At 70.7% G+C, this 17,339-nt stretch carries 15 protein-coding genes and 2 pseudogenes; 7 read left to right on the top strand and 10 right to left on the bottom strand.

Translation table 11 applies throughout. The annotated features are described in order from the left end of the window. Positions 1 to 174: 174 nt before the first annotated feature. Positions 175 to 504 (top strand): annotated as a pseudogene (locus JHD63_RS08355) (c-type cytochrome); the annotation flags it as partial. Positions 505 to 658: 154 nt separating this feature from the next. On the opposite strand, the gene JHD63_RS08350 reads toward JHD63_RS08355, so the two are convergent. The 3 genes from JHD63_RS08350 to JHD63_RS08340 are packed head-to-tail and all read right to left on the bottom strand — an operon-like array spanning position 659 to position 2,679. After that, entirely contained in the window at positions 659 to 1,195 is a 537-nt protein-coding gene (locus tag JHD63_RS08350) for a DUF2946 family protein (RefSeq protein ID WP_198970288.1), read from the bottom strand. Next, the gene (locus JHD63_RS08345; RefSeq protein ID WP_198970287.1) at positions 1,188 to 2,174 is read right to left on the bottom strand and encodes a YheT family hydrolase; all 987 of its coding nucleotides are present in this window, start codon (positions 2,172 to 2,174) and stop codon (positions 1,188 to 1,190) included. Before JHD63_RS08345 ends, JHD63_RS08350 begins: the two co-directional genes overlap by 8 nt. A gap of 52 nt (positions 2,175 to 2,226) precedes the next feature. Next, positions 2,227 to 2,679: a YybH family protein gene (locus JHD63_RS08340; protein WP_198970286.1), complete on the bottom strand. Its 453-nt coding sequence runs from the start codon at positions 2,677 to 2,679 to the stop codon at positions 2,227 to 2,229. 98 nt (positions 2,680 to 2,777) lie between these two features. On the opposite strand from JHD63_RS08340, the gene JHD63_RS08335 reads away from it, so the two are divergent. The 4 genes and pseudogenes from JHD63_RS08335 to JHD63_RS08320 form a co-directional block, all read left to right on the top strand. Next, positions 2,778 to 3,371: a LemA family protein gene (locus tag JHD63_RS08335; protein WP_198970285.1), complete on the top strand. Its 594-nt coding sequence runs from the start codon at positions 2,778 to 2,780 to the stop codon at positions 3,369 to 3,371. Between the two features lie 6 nt (positions 3,372 to 3,377). After that, positions 3,378 to 4,364, top strand: a complete 987-nt coding sequence (locus JHD63_RS08330; RefSeq protein WP_198970284.1) for a TPM domain-containing protein — start codon at positions 3,378 to 3,380, stop codon at positions 4,362 to 4,364. Continuing rightward, positions 4,364 to 4,915 carry a TPM domain-containing protein gene (locus JHD63_RS08325; RefSeq protein ID WP_198970283.1) on the top strand — a complete coding sequence of 184 codons (552 nt, stop codon included), beginning with the start codon at positions 4,364 to 4,366 and terminating at the stop codon, positions 4,913 to 4,915. Before JHD63_RS08330 ends, JHD63_RS08325 begins: the two co-directional genes overlap by 1 nt. Positions 4,916 to 5,051: 136 nt before the next feature. Then, a pseudogene (locus JHD63_RS08320) lies at positions 5,052 to 5,803 on the top strand (DDE-type integrase/transposase/recombinase); the annotation flags it as partial. Positions 5,804 to 5,992: 189 nt separating this feature from the next. On the opposite strand, the gene JHD63_RS08315 reads toward JHD63_RS08320, so the two are convergent. After that, the gene (locus JHD63_RS08315; protein WP_198970282.1) at positions 5,993 to 6,535 is read right to left on the bottom strand and encodes a DUF2267 domain-containing protein; all 543 of its coding nucleotides are present in this window, start codon (positions 6,533 to 6,535) and stop codon (positions 5,993 to 5,995) included. Positions 6,536 to 6,593: 58 nt separating this feature from the next. Between JHD63_RS08315 and JHD63_RS08310 the strand changes: the two genes are divergently transcribed. Next, the gene (locus JHD63_RS08310) at positions 6,594 to 6,770 is read left to right on the top strand and encodes a hypothetical protein (RefSeq protein WP_198970281.1); all 177 of its coding nucleotides are present in this window, start codon (positions 6,594 to 6,596) and stop codon (positions 6,768 to 6,770) included. Between the two features lie 102 nt (positions 6,771 to 6,872). On the opposite strand, the gene JHD63_RS08305 is transcribed toward JHD63_RS08310, so the two are convergent. The 3 genes from JHD63_RS08305 to JHD63_RS08295 form a co-directional block, all read right to left on the bottom strand. Further along, positions 6,873 to 8,693, bottom strand: a complete 1,821-nt coding sequence (locus JHD63_RS08305) for a DEAD/DEAH box helicase (protein WP_198970280.1) — start codon at positions 8,691 to 8,693, stop codon at positions 6,873 to 6,875. An 81-nt stretch (positions 8,694 to 8,774) separates the two neighbouring features. Beyond that, on the bottom strand, positions 8,775 to 9,491 hold the full coding sequence (gene pdeM, locus JHD63_RS08300) for a ligase-associated DNA damage response endonuclease PdeM (RefSeq protein WP_198970279.1): 717 nt from the start codon (positions 9,489 to 9,491) through the stop codon (positions 8,775 to 8,777). Between the two features lie 14 nt (positions 9,492 to 9,505). Then, entirely contained in the window at positions 9,506 to 12,403 is a 2,898-nt protein-coding gene (locus JHD63_RS08295) for a ligase-associated DNA damage response DEXH box helicase (RefSeq protein ID WP_198970278.1), read from the bottom strand. A 146-nt stretch (positions 12,404 to 12,549) separates the two neighbouring features. On the opposite strand from JHD63_RS08295, the gene JHD63_RS08290 reads away from it, so the two are divergent. Further along, positions 12,550 to 13,935 carry a hypothetical protein gene (locus JHD63_RS08290; RefSeq protein WP_198970277.1) on the top strand — a complete coding sequence of 462 codons (1,386 nt, stop codon included), beginning with the start codon at positions 12,550 to 12,552 and terminating at the stop codon, positions 13,933 to 13,935. A gap of 16 nt (positions 13,936 to 13,951) precedes the next feature. On the opposite strand, the gene JHD63_RS08285 is transcribed toward JHD63_RS08290, so the two are convergent. The 3 genes from JHD63_RS08285 to JHD63_RS08275 form a co-directional block, all read right to left on the bottom strand. Continuing rightward, positions 13,952 to 15,607: an ATP-dependent DNA ligase gene (locus JHD63_RS08285; protein ID WP_198970276.1), complete on the bottom strand. Its 1,656-nt coding sequence runs from the start codon at positions 15,605 to 15,607 to the stop codon at positions 13,952 to 13,954. Continuing rightward, on the bottom strand, positions 15,604 to 16,671 hold the full coding sequence (locus JHD63_RS08280) for a ligase-associated DNA damage response exonuclease (protein ID WP_198970275.1): 1,068 nt from the start codon (positions 16,669 to 16,671) through the stop codon (positions 15,604 to 15,606). Before JHD63_RS08280 ends, JHD63_RS08285 begins: the two co-directional genes overlap by 4 nt. A 209-nt stretch (positions 16,672 to 16,880) precedes the next feature. Further along, complete coding sequence (locus tag JHD63_RS08275) at positions 16,881 to 17,300, bottom strand: F0F1 ATP synthase subunit epsilon (protein WP_198970274.1); 420 nt, start codon at positions 17,298 to 17,300, stop codon at positions 16,881 to 16,883. Positions 17,301 to 17,339 lie beyond the last annotated feature (39 nt).

The raw sequence follows: 17,339 nt of genomic DNA, 5'->3' as shown, positions 1-17,339 counted from the left end.
CCCCCCCCCCCCCCCCCCCCCCCCCCCCCCCCCCCCCCCCCCCCCCCCCCCCCCCCCCCCCCCCCCCCCCCCCCCCCCCCCCCCCCCCCCCCCCCCCCCCCCCCCCCCCCCCCCCCCCCCCGCCCCCTCCACTAGGTTCTCTTCGTCGGCAGCGTCAGATGTGTATAAGAGACAGCCGCCGCAGCGCCCGCGCCTGCTCCCGTTGCAGAAGCCGCGCCCCCGGCGGCAGCACCCGCAGCGGCGCCCCAGACCGCCTCGGCCACTGGTGGCGCGGGCGAGGCGCTGTACAAGCAGGTCTGCCAGATGTGCCATGCGGCCGGTGTGGCCGGCGCACCCAAGTTCGGCGACAAGGCGGCCTGGGCGCCGCGCATGAAGGACGGCATCGACGGCATGACCAAGATCGCCATCCAGGGCAAGGGCGCGATGCCCCCGCGCGGCGGCTCGCAGGCCTCGGACGCGGACATGCGTGCGGCGGTCGAGTACATGGCCAACGCAGCGAAGTAGGGCTCAACCCCCAGGCTGCGTACTTCGTGTCTTCGCCAACCCCCTTCCAGGGGGCGATGCCAGCGGCCCGGCGAAGCCGGTTCCGCGGCATCCTGCGCATAGGCAGCGCCAGTAGTGGCCGCTGTAAACAAAGCCGGTCTTCAGACCGGCTTTTTTACTGGGCGCTCGTGGCGTGCTGCTGCGCGGGGCTCATGACGTAGCCGAAGCGCTGCGGCAGGGTGGCGGCCCGGACCTCCTGCGGCACCCACAGGCCCTGCTCCACCGCGTCGCCGACCAGCGCCATGTCCAGCGTGTGCACCAGGCCGAAGCCGAGGTGCGTCTCCAGGTACACACGCCCGGCTTCGTCGACCAGGCAGCGCTGTACGCGGGCCTCGGCTCCGGTGTGGGCGGTGACCTCCAGGTTCCCGGACACGCGCCAGATCAGGGGCGTGGCCTCCAGCTCGACATAGACGCGCTGCGGCCCGTTCTGGAAGAACCAGCGGCCATGGGCGTCGGCTTCGTAGTTGCGCTGGATGAAGTCGACCAGCTTGTCATGCCGCAGCAGCGAGCCGCGGCTCTGCGGGAAGGGTCCGGCGGCCTGCGTCGGGTCGTCGCGCATGTACCACCGGCCGCGCGCATCCAGGCCCAGCCAGCCGTAGCAGGCGGGCACGTTCGGCCACTTGGCCAGGGCTTGCTTGACGATGTCATCCATGCATCGATTCTGCCAGCCAGCCGCCCACGGCCCGCGGCATGGCCAGGACGTGGCCGGGCGGCCAGCCCTGCGGGAAGCCGACGTGGCCGCCCTGCGCGGGCCGCCACAGCGTCACCCAGGGGACGGGGGCCGCGTCCGGCAGCGAGGCCGCCGGCACGAACGGGTCGTTGCGGGCGTTGAGCACCAGCGCCGGCACGCGGATGCGCCCCAGATGCGGCGCGGCGGAGGCGCGCGCCCAGTAGTCGCGCGCGTCGCGGAAACCGTGCAGCGGCGCGGTGAAGATGTCGTCGAAGGCATGCAGGTCGCGCGCGGCGCGCAGCGCCTGCTCATCGAACAGCCCCGGGTGCTGCGCCAGCTTGGCCAGCGCCTTGGGCTTCATGCTGGAGAGGAACATGCGCGTGTAGATGTAGCGGTTGAAGCCGCGGCTGATCGCCTCGGCGCCGGCGGCCAGGTCCAGCGGCGCGCAGACCGAGGCCACGGCGGCCACGGTGCGGCGCGCGTCCTCGCCGGCCTCCTGGGTCCAGCGCAGCAGGGCGTTGCCGCCCAGCGAGACGCCCACGGCCAGCAGCGGGCCGGCCTCCGGCCCGCGCTGCGCGCGCAGGCGCTCAAGCACCCAGCCGATCTCCTCGAAGTCGCCCGAGTGGTAGGCGCGCGGCGCGAGGTTGAGGCTGCCGCCGCAGCCACGGAAGTGCGGCACCGCGTAGTCCCAGCCGCGCCCTGCGGCCCATGCGGCGAAGGCCTCGGCGTAGTGGCTGCGCGAGGAGCCCTCCAGGCCGTGGAACAGCACCAGCAGCGGCCGCGCGCCGCCGGCCGCGCCGCCCGCGCGCAGGAAGTCGACGTCGATGAAGTCGCCATCGGGCGTGTCCCAGCGCTCGCGCTGGTAGGCCGGCGGCGCACCAGGGCCGCGGCGCCCGCAGAGCGCCGGCCAGATGGTTTGCAGGTTGCCGCCGGGCAGCCAGTACGGCGCTACATATTTCATAGCTACAGGCCCATGCAGAACCTCGGCTAAAGGCACTCTTGCTCCAGAATTCTCAGTGGAGCACCTGCGGCCCGTCGAGGGCCATGGCCTGCGCCTCCTGCTCCGTGCCGGGGCTGGCATGGTGGGCCACCATGCGCCAGCCCTGCGCGGTCTTGTGGTAGACGTTGGTGCTCACCACGCAGACCTCCTGCCGGCCGCCGGGCGACTCCAGTTCGATGCGCTCGACCAGGGTGTGCACGGCGCTGGCCATCGCCTCGATGCGCCGCACGCCCTCGGTGCGCACCCGCAGCGTGCCGTGGCTGAACAGGGTTTCGAACGCGGCGCGGATCTGGCCCACCCCGACCAGGCGCGGGCCGCCGGGGTGCACGCAGACGATCTCGTCCTCGTCGGCCCAGCAGGCCATCAGTTGGGTGATGTCGCCCTTCTGCAGGGCTTCGTAGAACTGGGCCTCCACGTCGTCGGCGGTGCCGCCGAGGCTGGCGGCGCGAAGCGGTGCGGTACTCATGGCGCGGAGGATGCCACAGCGGCGCGGCGGCACCGCATTTGCGGCCACCTGCCGCAGCGTGGATACTTGGCCGCATTCCTGAACTCCGGATGCCCAGCATGCGACGCCTCTTCCTGCTTCTCATCACCACCCTGGCCCTCACCGGCTGCGGCTACAACGACTTCCAGCGCCTGGACGAGCAGACCAAATCCGCCTGGAGCGAGGTGCTCAACCAGTACCAGCGCCGCGCCGACCTGATCCCCAACATCGTCGCCACCGTCAAGGGCGAGGCCAGCTTCGAGCAGGACACGCTGACCAAGGTGATCGAGGCGCGCGCCAAGGCGACCTCGATCCAGGTCACGCCCGAGACGCTGAACGACCCGCAGGCCTTCGAGCGCTTCCAGCAGGCGCAGAGCCAGTTGACCGGCGCCCTCTCGCGCCTGCTGGCGGTCTCCGAGAACTACCCCACGCTGCAGGCCAACCAGGGCTTCCGCGACCTGCGGGTGCAGCTCGAAGGCACCGAGAACCGCATCACCGTGGCGCGCAACCGCTACATCCAGGCGGTGCAGGAGTACAACGTGATGGCGCGCAGCTTCCCCACCAACCTCACCGCCAAGGTGTTCGGCTACCCGCCCAAGCCCAGCTTCACGGTGCAGAACGAGGCGCAGATCTCCGCGCCGCCCACGGTGGACTTCGGCACCGGCAAGAAGTAAGCGCCGATGCTGCTTCGCCTCCCCGATCCGGCAGCCGCACCGGGCGCCCTGCTGCGCCGCCTGCTGGGCTGGCTGCTGCTCGCGGCCGCCGGCCTGCTGGCGCTGGCGCCGGCCGCGCACGCCCAGAAGCTGCAGCCGGTGCCGCCCCTGGCCAGCCGCGTGACCGACAGCACCGGCACCCTCAGCGCCGAGCAGAAGACCGCGCTGGAGCAGCGTCTGGCCGCGTTCGAGCAGGCCACCGGCTCGCAGGTGGCCGTGCTGCTGGTGCAGACCACCGCGCCCGAGGACATCGCCGCCTACGCCAACCGCGTGGCCAACGCCTGGAAGATCGGCCGCAAGACCATCGGCGACGGCCTGCTGCTGCTGGTGGCCAAGCGCGACCGCAAGGTGCGCATCGAGGTGGCCAAGGCGCTCGAAGGCGCGGTGCCCGACCTGGCCGCCAAGGAGGTGATCGACGAGGCCATCACGCCGGCCTTCCGGCGCAACGACTACGCGGGCGGCATTACCGCCGCCCTCGACCGGCTGGAGACGCGCATCCGCGCCGAGGCCCTGCCCGCGCCCGCGGCCCGGCCCGACGCGGCCCAGGCCTCCATCGACGGCGACGAGCACATGCGCAGCCCGCTGGGCTTCCAGTGGTTCGACCTGGCGGTCTTCCTGTTCCTGGCCGTGCCGGTACTGACCGCGCTGCTGCGCCGCGTGCTGGGCCGCCCGCTCGGGGCGGTCGCCAGCGGAGCGGCAGTCGGCCTGCTGGCCTTCGTCTTCACGCTGAGCCTGCTGCTGGCCGGCATCGCGGCGCTGGCGGCGCTACTGTTCGGCCTGCTGGCCCGCACCGGCCCCCTGGGCGGCGTGCTGCCGGGCAGCTTCGGCGGCCTGGGCAACCTGGGCACCGGCGGCTGGAGCGGCCGCGACAGCGGGGGCTTCAGCTCCGGCGGCGGCTTCCGCTCCGGTGGAGGCGGCGACTTTGGTGGCGGCGGCGCCTCGGGAGACTGGTGATGGCAGGCCTGATCGCAACCCTGGCGCGCATCGTGCGCCACCGCTGGCACGACGAGCGCGACACGCGCCGCGCCATCCCGCCCGAGATGGTCGAGCGCCTGATGCGCCGCGTCGCCGCCAGCGAGCGGCGCCACACCGGCGAGATCCGCATTTGCGTGGAAGCCGGCCTGCCCGCCAGCTACCTCTGGCGCCACGCCACCGCGCGCGAGCGCGCCGTGACGCTGTTCGGCAAGCTGCGCGTCTGGGACACCGAGGACAACAACGGCGTGCTGATCTACCTGCTGCTGGCCGACCACGCCATCGAGATCGTGGCCGACCGCGGCCTGAACCGCCACATCGACGCCACGCGCTGGCAGCACCTGGTGGCCCACATGGGCGACGCCTTCGGCGCCGGCCGCTACGAGGACGGGCTGACCCAGGCGCTGGAGGAAGTGTCGGCGCTGCTGGTGGAGTACTTCCCGGCGCCCGCAGACGAGGGCGAGGCCGGCGCGCGCATCAACGAGTTGCCGGATGCGCCGGTGCTGGAAGGCGATCCGCTACTGAAAGAATAGCTGGCAGCCCAGGTGGAATCTGGGCTACGGGCACTTTTCTTTCGCAAATGGTGCACGGGGAGAGTGCCCGGGCACCGCCGTGCATGGGGCGCCTATGCGCCACATCCCGGATGATTGCATAAGCGGAAGTCGCTACCCGCTGTTCATGACCAGAGCCGTGCTGCAGGAGTTGATAGAGTCGCTCCAATCCCCCTCGGAGGCCACGCCCTGCCTGCGCCAGCATGGAGCAGGCAATCTCAACGCGCTCAAGCCCCGGGCGCCTGCGGTGACGCACAAGGCCTTCAAGCGCTACGAGCCGGGCTATGTGCATGTGGACGTGAAGTACCTGCCGCAGATGCAGGACGAGAGCCGCAGGCGCTACCTGTTCGTGGCCATCGACCGGGCCACCCTGTGGGTGTTCATGCAACTCAAGACCAACAAGACAGCGGCCAGTGCACGAGCCTTCCTCAAGGCGCTGCACAAGGCCTGCCCGATCAGGATCACCAAACTGCTGAACGACAACGGCAAGGAGTTCACGGACCGCCTGTTTGCCAGCAGGCGGCGCGAGCCCAGCGGCGATCATCAATTCGACCAGTTGTGCCGGGAACTGGGCATCGAGCACCGGCTGACCAAGCCCAGGACACAGAGGACCAACGGCATGGTGGAACGGTTCAATGGCCGCATAGCGGACGTGCTCAAGACCCACCGGTTCAACAGCCGCGAGGACATGGAGCAGACCTTGCTGCGCTATGTGGCCCTGACCACCACCAGTCGCCGCAGTCAGCGCCCAAGAGCAAGACGCCATTGCAGGCGATGAAGGAATGGCATCAGACACATCCGCATCTGCTCCACGGGCGGCCATATGATCGTCCGGGATGTGATAGGTCAGCCACCCGCTGGATTGCATGAGCTGTTGCACGGGAAGATCGACCTTCTGGTGGATCGAAGTCTGGGGCGCCACCCAGGTTATAGGTGCGACCAACTCACAGGCGGTCATCCTGGCGAGTTTCTGATGTGTCCAGAGGGTACCTTCCACTGTCCGGAAATAGAGACCGTCAGGTGTTGGCTCCTGGCGCGGCCCGATCGCCGGACTCCGCCCTAGGACCAGTAGTCCCGCGCCCCCTCCGGCAAAGCCCCCAGCACCCGATCGAAGGCCTCTTGATCGACCCGCTTGCGCAGCGCCGCGGCCACGGCGGAAATGGCGTTGTCGGGCGAGAAGTTGTGCTCGTGCCGGACCGCGCGGACTTCCGCCAGCAGCGCCGTGCGGTCCGTAAAGGGCTGGGGCGCCGCGTCCACCTCCCATCCTTCGAGATACAGCGCGCGCACCACGGGCGGCAATACGGAGCCGAACCGCAGCACCTGCCGGGGCGCGAGCCGCCTTCGAAAGGTGTGCAGCACCCCGACGACCATGTTCCACGCCATGTTGGTGGTGGCCAGGCCGGCGTTGTCACGGGCATCGACCAGGAACTGGTCGAAGTGCAGGGAGGCGTTCTGGTATTCGAAGGGGACGGGCGTGGGACCGGTGGGGAAACGGGCGCGCAGCGGCTGGATGCTTCTTGTTATACCCGGCCTGCTCCATCGCGGGCCGGACCGGTGCCTGCCGCGCACACCGGTCTGGCCGACAGAACCAGCAGGTTCCATTGAACCAACGGGCCGCTCTTCCTACGATGAGCATCCGCCCCCCTCACGAGGAGACAGGATGCACAGGTTGAACCGGCGCGCGGGCATGGCCGCGCTCTGCGCACTGCTTGCCATGCCACTGCCGTCCACGGCGCAGGACAAGCCGCTCACCATCATCGTGGGCAGCCCGCCCGGCGGCACCACCGAGACGCTGGTCTGGGTGATGCGCCGGTGCTGGAAGGCGATGCGCTATTGAAAGAGTAGCTGGTAGCAAAGGTAGAGCTTTGGCTACGGGGCATTTTTCGCTCATCGCCGGTGTATTTGGGTGACGCGCAGTTGGGCCGCGCGCAAGTGGCCGTCACCCATTTCCCCCGAGCAGCACCAGCAGCCGCTGCGTCGTTCGCGTCGCCGCCACGTAGATCAGGCGTGCTTCGAGTTCCGCAAGGTTCTCGGCGCCATTGGCATTCAGACTGCCATCACTCGCCAGAACCGCCACCACGGGCCACTCCAGGCCCTTGCTCGCATGCATGGTCATGACCTTGATGGAATTCTCTTCCGGCCGGTAGTCGCCTGAGCGCTTGCGCACCCGGTGCGGCAGGCCCCTGCGGGCCAGCGCGCTGGCGCACAGATCCATCTCGCTGTAATGACGGCAGAGTATGGCCATATCGCCCCAGGCATGGCCCTGCGCGTGCTGGTCGGCGAGCAGTTCGGCCACCTTGGCGACGCGCTCGGGCAGGGTGGGCAGATCGATCACGAGGGGCTCGGGGCCTTCGCGGCCACAGCTCATGGCATGCAGCAAGGGAATGCCGTCTTCACCGCCTGCGGCCTCTTCAGGCTGCAGAACGTCGCCGGCCATGCGATGGGCCAGTTGCAGGATCTGCCGCGTGTTGCGGTAGTTGATCTTGAGGATGGTGGTGCGGCCGGAGGCCTGGATGCCCACGCTCCTGAGGCTGAAGTTCTTCTTCCTGGCACGGTCGTAGATGCTCTGCGCATCGTCATAGAGCAGCAGCAGGCTATTGGTGGCCGGGTCTACCATCTGCGTGACCAGCTTGAGCCACTCGGGCGCGAAGTCATGCCCCTCGTCGATCAGGACTGCGTGGTACTGGCCGCCGGGAATATGGCCGGCCTCCACGCCCTTGATGACGCGGCGCACGAACTCCTCCATGAGCTTGTCCGTCGGCCAGCCCTGCGTCGCACCGGGCAGTTGGTGGTAGGCCACCAACTGATCGCGGCACCATTTGTGGAAATTGCGCACGTGTACGCGCGCCTCCAGCCGCTTGGCCCGCATGCTCGCGGCCAGCTTGACGGCCAGCGGCTCGTTGTAGCAAAGCACGAGGATGGGCTTGCTGCCGGGGCCTTGCGTCTGAGCCAGATGCTCCGCGCGATAGCCCAGGATCATGGTCTTGCCCGAACCGGCCACGCCGTGGATCACGCGGTGGCCCTCGCCCAGGCTGCGGGCCAGCTGCTCCTGCTGCAGGTCCATCACGCGCATGATGTCGGGCAACTCGGCGTCCTTGTCTGCCCTGTCGCCAAACAAGCTCTGCTGTTGCGGCACACGTACTTCGGGAAAGAGGATCCAGCGCACGCGGTCGAGCTGCGGCAGGCTGATGGCACCCTTGCCGAAGCTGTGCGGGTACATGGCCCACAGGCGTTGCTGGAAGGTCTCGGCCTCCACGTCCTCGAACATCTCGTCCTGGCAGATGACCAGGTGCGGCGGTATCGCATCGCCCAGCCCGGCCGCCTCGAACTGCCCGCGCGTGATGCGGGTGAGCACTACGCCGTGGCCCCACGGAAACGCCAGCTTGCCACGGTGCGGTCCGCTGCCCTGCACTAGCTGCGGGTCACGCTCCAGCGCGTGCACCACCTGCACCGCGCAGTGGCGCGCCTGCTGCAGCGGGCTCATGACAACCTTGGGCTGGCCGTCGGGCGCAATCTCGAAGTATTCGCGGGTGGCCCTGCGGATGGTGTCCAGGCGCCAGTCCTTGGTCTCCAGGATCAGTGCGCCCCGGCGTGGGTGCAGCACCACGAAGTCGGGCCGCGTCTGCTTGGGGCCGATGGGCACATCCCACCACAGCAGGTAGTCGCCTTCGAGCTTCTGCTCCAGCCGCTCGGCCAGGCGCTTTTCGCCAGAAGTCATGCGGGCGGCGCAGGAGCCAAGAGCCTGGATGAGCGTTGCCATCAGGTGCGCATATCGTGTCCAGAAGCACCAAGTATGTAGCAAGCCCCATGGCTGGGCACCGCTTGCCGCTTTGCGCGAGGGCTACCGCGCACGCTCCTGGCGGCCGGGGACCACCGCAGACATGACCGGCCAGACCCGCCCGCCCCCCACGGCGTACAGCAACTGCCCTGGCGCCGGTAGCTGCAGATGGGTGCCGGTGAATTCGCCGAACGCCGGCAGCACCGCCAGCCCCGGCTCCACGCTGAAGCACGGCAGCCGCAGCGCATCGCGCCCGGGCCCGCGCAGTTGCACCGCCGGATGCACATGCCCCGCCAGCACGTAGTGGGTGGCATGGCGCTGCGGATGGTGGCAGCAGGCGAAAGGGCCGAGCCGCCAGGGCTCGTCGACGATGGCCATGTCCAGCGTGGCCGGGGGATCGCCGGCATGGCTGTCGTGGTTGCCGCGCACCAGCACCAGCTCCAGTTCTGCATGCGCGGCGCGCCAGGCCTCTAAGGCGGCCAGCACGGCGGGCGTCTGGGCCTCGGCCGCATGCAGGAAGTCGCCCAGCACCACCAGGCGCCGCGCGGCGTGCCGCGCCAGCAGTTGCGACAAGCGCTGCAGGTTCTGCGCGGTGGTGCCGCCCGGCACGGGCAGGCCGCGCGCGCGGAAGGTGGCGGCCTTGCCCAGGTGCAGGTCGGCGATGAAGAGCGTATGGCCGCCGGGCCACCACAGGGCCGGGTCGGGCAGCAGCAGCACCGGCTCGCCGGCCAGGGCAAGCGGCAGCGCGGCAGCGGGGGAGTAGTGGGAAAGACGGTCCATACTGGTTATGCCGGCTACAGGCGCGGCAGTGGCCGCGATGGCTTGCGCTGCCGCCGCGGCCGGCTGCCCGCCGTCAGGTCGCCAGCAGGAGAAGTTAGCGAAAAATCGAGCATGCGGTGCACCGCCTGCGTCGCGTCCTGCAGGGAGGAATCGGCCGCGGACGCTGCGGCGGCAGGGCTGCCGCGCCGCGCACGCGCACGCGCCGCCGGCTCGGGCGGCACGATCGCATCACCCTTGGCCCGGGGCGGCTGCACGGGCGCATCGGCCGCGGACTCCAGCTGCTGCAGCATGCGCGCGATGCGGTCGGCGAGGTTCTCGTTGCTGAGCTTTTCGCGGAAGCGCTCGACCATCAGCGGAAACGCAAAGGGGCTGGGCCGCAGCAGGCCCTTCACGATCAGGGTCTGCGCCTGCATGCGGCTCAGGCTGGCGAGCAATTGGGCCACGTCCAGCTCCTGGCTCAGCACTTCTTCGTCGGCCTGGCGCAGCAGCAGGTTGCCGGCGTCGTACTTCCTGAAGACCTCGAAGAACAGTTGCGACGAGGCCTGCAACTGGCGTGCGCTGCGGCGCTCGCCCGGGTGGCTCTGGAAGATCAGGCCGGCCACGCGCGCGATCTCTCGAAAGCGCCGCCGCGCCATCTCGGTGGCGTTGAGGCTGGCCAGCACTTCGTGCAGCAGCGCGCGGTGCGCCGGGTCATGCGCCGCCTGCGCATTGCCGGCGGCGTCCTGGGCGGCGGCGTTGGCGGTGTTGCGGATGGCCAGGGCCTCGTCGGCCCGCAGCCCCTGCGCCGGCGGGGGCGCGCCGGGCGCTGCGCCCGTGTGCAGCAGGCCGGGCAGCAGCGCGGCCCAGTCGCGCTCGGTGGCGCTGAGCAGTTCCAGCCCGTAGTCGTTGACCGCGATGGAGAAAGTGCCGGCCGCGCCCTGCGCCGCGCGCCAGGCCAGCAGGCTGGCAAGCCCGGTGTGCGCATGGCGGCCGGCAAAGGGGTAGAGGAACAGGTGCCAGCCCTCGCGCGTGCGCAGCGTCTCGGCCAGCAGGGTGGTGGGCGTGGGCAGCGCCGACCAGCGCTGCTGCACCTCCAGCAGGGGGCGCACGGCCCGCAGCTCGGGTCCGTTGAAATGGTGGTCGCCGGCCAGCGCCAGCTGCTGCACCACGAAGTCGGCCAGCACGGTGGACAGCGGCATGCGCGAGCCGGCCCAGCGCGGCACGGTGGGCCGGCCGGCGCCGGCGCGGCGCACGTAGGCGGTCATGTCGTGGATCTTCACCAGCTCGAGCACGCGGCCGGCAAACAGGAAGCAGTCGCCGGGCGAGAGCCGCGCGAGGAAGCTCTCCTCCATGCTGCCCAGGCGCGCGCCGTGCTGGAGTTGCACCACCATGCTGGCGTCGCTGACGATGGTGCCGATGTTGGCGCGGTGCCGGCGCGCCAGCCGGGCGCTGGGCACGCGCCAGACGCCGGCCTCGTCCGGCACCACGCGCTGGTAGTCGGGATAGGCCTGCAGCGACGGGCCGCCGCGGCGCACGAAGTCCAGGCACCACTGCCACACCCCGGCCGGCAGGCCGCGGTAGGCGGCGGTGCGGCGCACCTCGTCGTACAGCGCGGCGGGCTCGAAGCCGCCGCCCAGGGCCACGGTGACCAGGTGCTGCACCAGCACGTCGACCGGCTGGCGCGGGGTGCTGCGCAGCTCGACCTGCCCGGCCTTGACCGCGGCGCGGGCGGCGGCGGCCTCGACCAGTTCCAGACTGTGGGTGGGCACCAGCGTGATGCGCGAGGGCCGGCCGGGCGCATGGCCGGAGCGCCCGGCGCGCTGCAGCAGCCGCGCCACGCCCTTGGGTGAGCCGATCTGCAGCACCTGCTCCACCGGCGAGAAGTCCACGCCCAGATCCAGGCTGCTGGTGCAGACCACGGCGCGCAGCGTGCCGGCTTTGAGGCCCGCCTCGACCCACTCGCGCGCCGCGCGGTCGAGCGAGCCGTGGTGGATCGCCAGCGTGCCGGCCCAGTCGGGCCGCGCGTCGAGGATGGCCTTGTACCAGAGCTCGGCCTGCGAGCGCACATTGACGAAGACCAGCGTGGTCGCGCTCTGCTCCAGGGCGCGCACCACCTGGGGCAGCATGCGCAGGCCCAGGTGGCCGGCCCAGCTGAAGCGCTCGGGCCGCTCGGGCAGCAGGGTGTCGATGCGCAACTGCTTGTCGACCTGCCCCTGCACCAGCACGCCCTCTTCATGACCAAGCAGGGTGTGCATGGCCTCGGGCAGGTTGCCGAGCGTGGCCGACATGCCCCAGACCCGCAGTGCCGGGTTCCAGCCCTGCAGCCGCGCCAGCGCCAGTTGCAGCTGCACGCCGCGCTTGTTGCCGAGCAGCTCGTGCCATTCGTCGGCCACCACCAGCTGCACCCGGCCGAGCACGTCGCGCGCATCGGCGCGGGCCAGCAGCAGCGACAGGCTCTCGGGCGTGGTCACCAGCACCGTGGGCAGCCGGCGCGACTGCGCACTGCGCTCGCCGCTGCTGGTATCGCCGGTGCGCGCGCCCGTACTCCAGCGCGCCCAACCGGCGTGCCCTGCCGCCAGGGCCGCCAGCGGCGCCTGCAGCGCGGCCAGGGTGTCGGCCGCCAGCGCGCGCATGGGGGTGATCCAGAGCACGGTGAGCGGCACGCTGGCCACGCTGCGGCGGCGCGGTGGCGCAGGCTCATCGGCCGCTGGCAGCGCATCGGCAAAGGCCTGCAGCGCACCGAGCCACACGGCATAGGTCTTGCCCGCGCCGGTGCTGGCATGCAGCAGGCCCGAGCGGCCTTCGGCCATGGCCTTCCACACCTGCTTCTGAAACGGGAAAGGGGCCCAGCCGCGCCGGGCGAACCAATCGGCGATGGCCTGCCGCGCGGCCAGGGCAGGCGCGGGGCGGCGGGACGATCCGGCGACAGGCATACCGCCCGATTGAAACGCAGACGCGGCGCGGGCACGTATCCAAACGCGCCAGCAGATGCCGCTGGACACACCCTAGAATCCGGATCCCGCCACCTTCCTTGGCCCCGCGTGCCGTCGAATCGGACGGAGAAAGTTCGATACCTTCGATGAGCCTGCAGCAAGCGAACCCCGCCGACGGCGCAGTGCCGCCCCCGGATCGTTCGCCGGCCCCCTCCGTCCGATTGTGGTGGGTGGTGGTGGCGGTGCTCGTGCTGGCCACGGTCCGCGTCGCATTCCTCACCTTCGTCCCCCCGGGCTTCTATATGGACGAAGCCGCCGGCGCAGCGCATGCGATCGCCATGCTGCACCATGGCCTTGATGCCTGGGGCACGCCGCACCCCCTGTTTTCGCCCGCGCTGGGAGGCGGCTTCACCACCGCCATCTATCTGTACCCGCTGACGGCGTGGATCGCGGCGTTCGGCAACAGCGAGTGGGCCATCCGTGCCTTTTCTTTGGCGGGTACCTTCATGGCGATCGCTGTTCTGTGTCTGGCGATCCAGCGGTGGTTCGGCCGGCGCGACGCATGGCTGGCAGCCGCGATCGCCCTGGCGCTGCCGTGGAACTGGATACAGGGCAGCGTCGCCTGGGATCCCGCGCTCGTGCCGCTGATCGTCGCAAGCGGCTTCTGGGCGTTTTCACGCATCGTGCTCCCTGGATCGGACCGGGGCCGGCGCGTTCTGCTGGTCCTGTTTCCCGTGCTGTTGCTGCTGCTGGCGTACCTGTATCCGCCGATGCGCGTGACCGCTCCTTTGTTGTTCGCGGGTGCCTATGCGGTGTTCTGGCAACACAAGCGCATCGGCGCGCGCGAACTCATGGCGACCCTAATCGCTTGTTCAATCCTTGCGTTGCCACTGCTGCAGTTCATGCTGCAACCCGAAGCGCTGGTGCGGGCGCGGCTCCTCAGCGTTTTCCACGGCGCAAGCCTTGCCGAAGGATTGCGGGCCTTCGGTGCCAACATGCTCCGGCTGCTCGATCCCGCGACCCTGTTCTTCACGGGTGATCCCAATCTGCGGCACGGCACCGGGTTTCAGGGGCTGCTCGGTCTGGCGGCGCTTGCGCCGGTGCTGGGTCTGGCCGCCGCGGCCGTGATGGCAGCCATCCGGCGGCCGCCAAAGCCGCACCCGCAGACGGCGCGCGTGCGGTTCCTGCTGCTGGTGGCATGCGCTGGCTGGCTGGCATCGCTGACCGGCGCGGCCTTGACCAGCGAAGGTCAGCCCCATTCGCTGCGTAGCTGCGCGGCCTGGCCGTTCGCCACCATCGTGCTGCTCGTGGGATGGCGGTGGATCCTGCAGGCATCGATGCCGCGCCATGTGTCCCGTCCTGCGCTCGTCCTGTTCGTCGTCGCGACGGCGGGCTATGCGGTGCATGCCGTCTGGTACTACCCGCCGCGGGCCCTGGAAGCATTCGACACCCAGGCGCGGCGCCTGATCCTCAGCGGCCAGCCGCCTGATACCTATCCGGAACTCGCGCGCCGCTACTACGAAACACGCTGACGGAGGGCCATCGCCTTCACGGGTCCGAGTGCGGCAGCAGCGCAGCCAGGGTTTGCAGGGTGTCGGCCTCGGCCACCGGCTTGTCCTCGCGCCAGCGCAGCATGCGCGGGAAGCGCACCGCTATGCCGCTCTTGTGCCGCGCGCTGCGCGCGATGCCCTCGAAGCCCAGCTCGAACACCAGCGTCGGCGTCACGCTGCGCACCGGCCCGAAGCTCTCCACCGTGGTCTTGCGGATGATGGCGTCCACGCGCGCCATCTCGGCATCGGTCAGGCCCGAGTAGGCCTTGGCGAAGGGCACCAGCCGGCGCTCGGCCGCGCCCTGCGGCCCGTCCCAGACCGCGAAGGTGTAGTCGCTGTAGAGGCTGGCGCGCCGGCCATGGCCGCGCTGGGCATAGACCAGCACCGCATCGACCGAGAGCGGGTCGATCTTCCATTTCCACCAGGTGCCCACGTCCTTGGTGCGGCCAACGCCGTACTGCGCGTCCTGCGCCTTGAGCATCATGCCTTCGACCCCCAGGGCGCGCGCCTGCTCGCGCACGGTGGCCAGCGCCGCCCAGGTGTCGCCTTGCAGCAGCGGGCTGGCGATCAGCGCGGGGTGCCGCGTGGCGGCCAGCAGCGCGTCGAGCCGGGCGCGGCGCTCGTGCTGGGGCAGCGCCCGCAGGTTGCGGCCATCCTGCTCCAGCAGGTCGTAGGCCAGCAGCACCACCGGCAGCTCGCGCAGCAGCTTGGGGCCCAGCGTCTTGCGGCCGATGCGCTTCTGCAGTTCGGCGAAGGGCTGCACACGCTCGTCGCGCCAGACGACGATCTCGCCGTCGAGCACCGTGCCGTCGGGCAGCGCGCCGGCCATGTCCTGCAGTTCGGGGAAGCGCTCGGTCACCAGTTCCTCGCCGCGCGACCAGACCCAGGCCTGGCCGCCGCGCCGCACCAGTTGCGCGCGGATGCCGTCCCACTTCCACTCGACCAGCCAGCGCTGCGGGGCCCCTAGCGCCGCGTCGAACGCCGCCACCGGCAGGTTGAGCGGATGCGCGAGGAAGAACGGGTAGGGCTGGCCGCTGGTCTGCTGGTCGCGCTCGGCCTCGGACTCGGGCGCCACCAGCCGGCCGTAGTCTGCCGCCGCGGGCCGTCCGGTGATGTGGGTGTAGCCCATCAGGCGCTGCGCGATGCGCTTGGGATCGACCGCGGCCACCGTGGCCAGCGCCTGCGTCACCTGCAGCCGCGAGACGCCGACACGGAAGCTGCCGGTGATGAGCTTGAAATACACCAGCCGCTCGTCGAGCGCCAGTTGCCGCCACTGCGCGCGCAGCAGGCCGGGCAGCGCCTCCGCCGGCACCTGTCGCAGCGGCAGCAGGTGCTGCTCGACCCACTGCGCGAGCCCCAGCTCGTGCGCCTCATCCGGCGCCGGCAGCAGCAGCGAAATGGTCTCGGCCAGGTCGCCGACCGCCTCGTAGCTCTCATCGAACAGCCACTCCGGCAGGCCGGCCGCCTCGCGCGCGATCTGGCGCAGCAGCCGCGTAGGCACCAGTTGGCGCGGCTTGCCGCCGGCCAGGAAATACACCGCCCAGGCCGCATCGGCCGGCGCGGCCTGCCGCAGGTACTGCTGCAGCGCGGCCTGCTTGGCCAGGCTGGAGGTGGTGGCGTCCAGCGCGCGGTAGAGCGCGGCGAAGTCTTTCATGCGGGGCCAGGCGGCGCTGCGGCCGCCGCGGGCGGCGCTGCGGCCGCCGCGGGCGGCGGGGAAGCGGCGTCGGCCTCATCCTCTTCGCCGTATTCGGTCCTGAAGCCCTGCGCCTGCAGCCCCTGCTCGTTGAGCCAGCGCACCAGCACCGCCACGCTGCCGTGGGTGACGAAGACGCGCTCGGCGCCGGTGGCGTCAATGGCCTGCAGCAGGCCCGGCCAGTCCGCGTGGTCGGACATGACGAAGCCCCGGTCCACACCGCGCCGCCGGCGCGTGCCGCGCAACTGCATCCAGCCGCTGGCGAAGGCGTCGGCGTAGGCACCGAAGCGCCGCATCCAGGGCGTGCCCTGGGCCGAGGGCGGCGCCAGCACCAGCGCGCTGCGCAGCAGGGCGGCGTCCACGCCCTCGTCCGTCACGCGGCGCGTCGGCGGCAGCCGCACGCCGGCCGCGCGGTAGACCGCGTTGAGCGGCTCGACCGCGCCGTGCACCACGATGGGCCCGATGCCGGCATCCACGCCGTGCAGGATGCGCTGGGCCTTGCCGAAGGCATAGCAGAACAGCACCGAGGCACGCCCGGCCTGGGCATTGGCGCGCCACCAGGCGTCGATGTCCGCGAACAGCACTTGCTGGGCTGGCCAGCGGTAGATCGGCAGGCCGAAGGTGGATTCGGTGATGAAGGTGTCGCAGCGCACCGCCTCGAACGGCGCGCAGGTGCCGTCGTCCTGCAGCTTGTAGTCGCCCGAGGCCACCCAGACCTGCCCGCCGTGCTCCAGCCGCACCTGGGCCGAGCCAAGCACGTGGCCCGCGGGGTGCAGCGACAGCCGCACGCCGTGGTGCACGATGGCCTCGCCGTAGGGCAGCGTCTGCAGGTCGATATCGGCGCCAAGCCGGATGCGCAGCGTGCCTGTGCTGTCGGTATGCGCGAGGTAATGCCGGTGGCCGCGGCGCGCATGGTCGGAATGCGCATGGGTGATGACCGCGCGCTCGACCGGCCGCCAGGGGTCGATGTAGAAGTCGCCGGGCGGGCAGTACAGGCCCTCGGGCCGCGCCACGATGAGGTTCATGGCGGCGGTCCTTGGCACTGCGCCCGGCCCGGCGGGTGAGCAGAGCAGCACGCAACGCGCGCAGCCTGGAGGTGTTTCATCCTCGTCAGACTAGCGCGGCGCGGTCCCGGGCCTGCAACAAATCCCATCCGCATCCGCACGGATCGAGCGCCCAAGAAAAAAACCGCCCTCGGGCGGTTTTCTTCATCAGTGCCGGCAGTGCGGTGCGCTCAGCGCTTCTGGCGGTACTTGCGCAGCGCCGCGATCTGGGCGGCCATGACCGCGAGTTCCGACTGCGCTCTGGCCAGGTCGAGATCGGTCTTGGCGTTCTTCAGCGCCTCTTCGGCAGATGCCTTGGCGGCATTGGCCTTCTCTTCGTCGAGGTCCTTGCCGCGCACCGCGGTGTCGGAGAGCACCGTCACGCAGTCGGGCTGGATCTCGAGGATGCCGCCGGCCACGAAGACGAACTCCTCGCCGCCGTCGGCGGTGTCGATGCGCACCGTGCCGGGCTTGATGCGCGTGATCAGCGGCGTGTGCCGCGGGTACACGCCCAGCTCGCCGGCTTCGCCGGGCAGCGCCACGAAGCGCGCCTCGCCCGAGAAGATGGACTCTTCCGCGCTGACGACGTCGACATGAATGGTGTTGGCCATGTGGTTTCCTTTGCGTTCTGAAACGCTTCGCAAGAAGCG

The organism is Xylophilus sp. ASV27, from assembly GCF_016428875.1.
In the GTDB taxonomy this organism is placed as follows: domain Bacteria; phylum Pseudomonadota; class Gammaproteobacteria; order Burkholderiales; family Burkholderiaceae_C; genus Xylophilus.
Note: the sequence above shows the minus strand (reverse complement) of the source record. Positions and strands in the feature narration are given on the sequence as shown.

Coding starts and splice junctions, on each gene's coding strand:
- JHD63_RS08350 (WP_198970288.1), bottom strand. CDS start 1,195: ATGGATGACATCGTCAAGCAAGCCCTGGCCAAGTGGCCGAACGTGCCC.
- JHD63_RS08345 (WP_198970287.1), bottom strand. CDS start 2,174: ATGAAATATGTAGCGCCGTACTGGCTGCCCGGCGGCAACCTGCAAACC.
- JHD63_RS08340 (WP_198970286.1), bottom strand. CDS start 2,679: ATGAGTACCGCACCGCTTCGCGCCGCCAGCCTCGGCGGCACCGCCGAC.
- JHD63_RS08335 (WP_198970285.1), top strand. CDS start 2,778: ATGCGACGCCTCTTCCTGCTTCTCATCACCACCCTGGCCCTCACCGGC.
- JHD63_RS08330 (WP_198970284.1), top strand. CDS start 3,378: ATGCTGCTTCGCCTCCCCGATCCGGCAGCCGCACCGGGCGCCCTGCTG.
- JHD63_RS08325 (WP_198970283.1), top strand. CDS start 4,364: ATGGCAGGCCTGATCGCAACCCTGGCGCGCATCGTGCGCCACCGCTGG.
- JHD63_RS08315 (WP_198970282.1), bottom strand. CDS start 6,535: ATGGAACCTGCTGGTTCTGTCGGCCAGACCGGTGTGCGCGGCAGGCAC.
- JHD63_RS08310 (WP_198970281.1), top strand. CDS start 6,594: ATGCACAGGTTGAACCGGCGCGCGGGCATGGCCGCGCTCTGCGCACTG.
- JHD63_RS08305 (WP_198970280.1), bottom strand. CDS start 8,693: ATGGCAACGCTCATCCAGGCTCTTGGCTCCTGCGCCGCCCGCATGACT.
- pdeM (WP_198970279.1), bottom strand. CDS start 9,491: ATGGACCGTCTTTCCCACTACTCCCCCGCTGCCGCGCTGCCGCTTGCC.
- JHD63_RS08295 (WP_198970278.1), bottom strand. CDS start 12,403: ATGCCTGTCGCCGGATCGTCCCGCCGCCCCGCGCCTGCCCTGGCCGCG.
- JHD63_RS08290 (WP_198970277.1), top strand. CDS start 12,550: ATGAGCCTGCAGCAAGCGAACCCCGCCGACGGCGCAGTGCCGCCCCCG.
- JHD63_RS08285 (WP_198970276.1), bottom strand. CDS start 15,607: ATGAAAGACTTCGCCGCGCTCTACCGCGCGCTGGACGCCACCACCTCC.
- JHD63_RS08280 (WP_198970275.1), bottom strand. CDS start 16,671: ATGAACCTCATCGTGGCGCGGCCCGAGGGCCTGTACTGCCCGCCCGGC.
- JHD63_RS08275 (WP_198970274.1), bottom strand. CDS start 17,300: ATGGCCAACACCATTCATGTCGACGTCGTCAGCGCGGAAGAGTCCATC.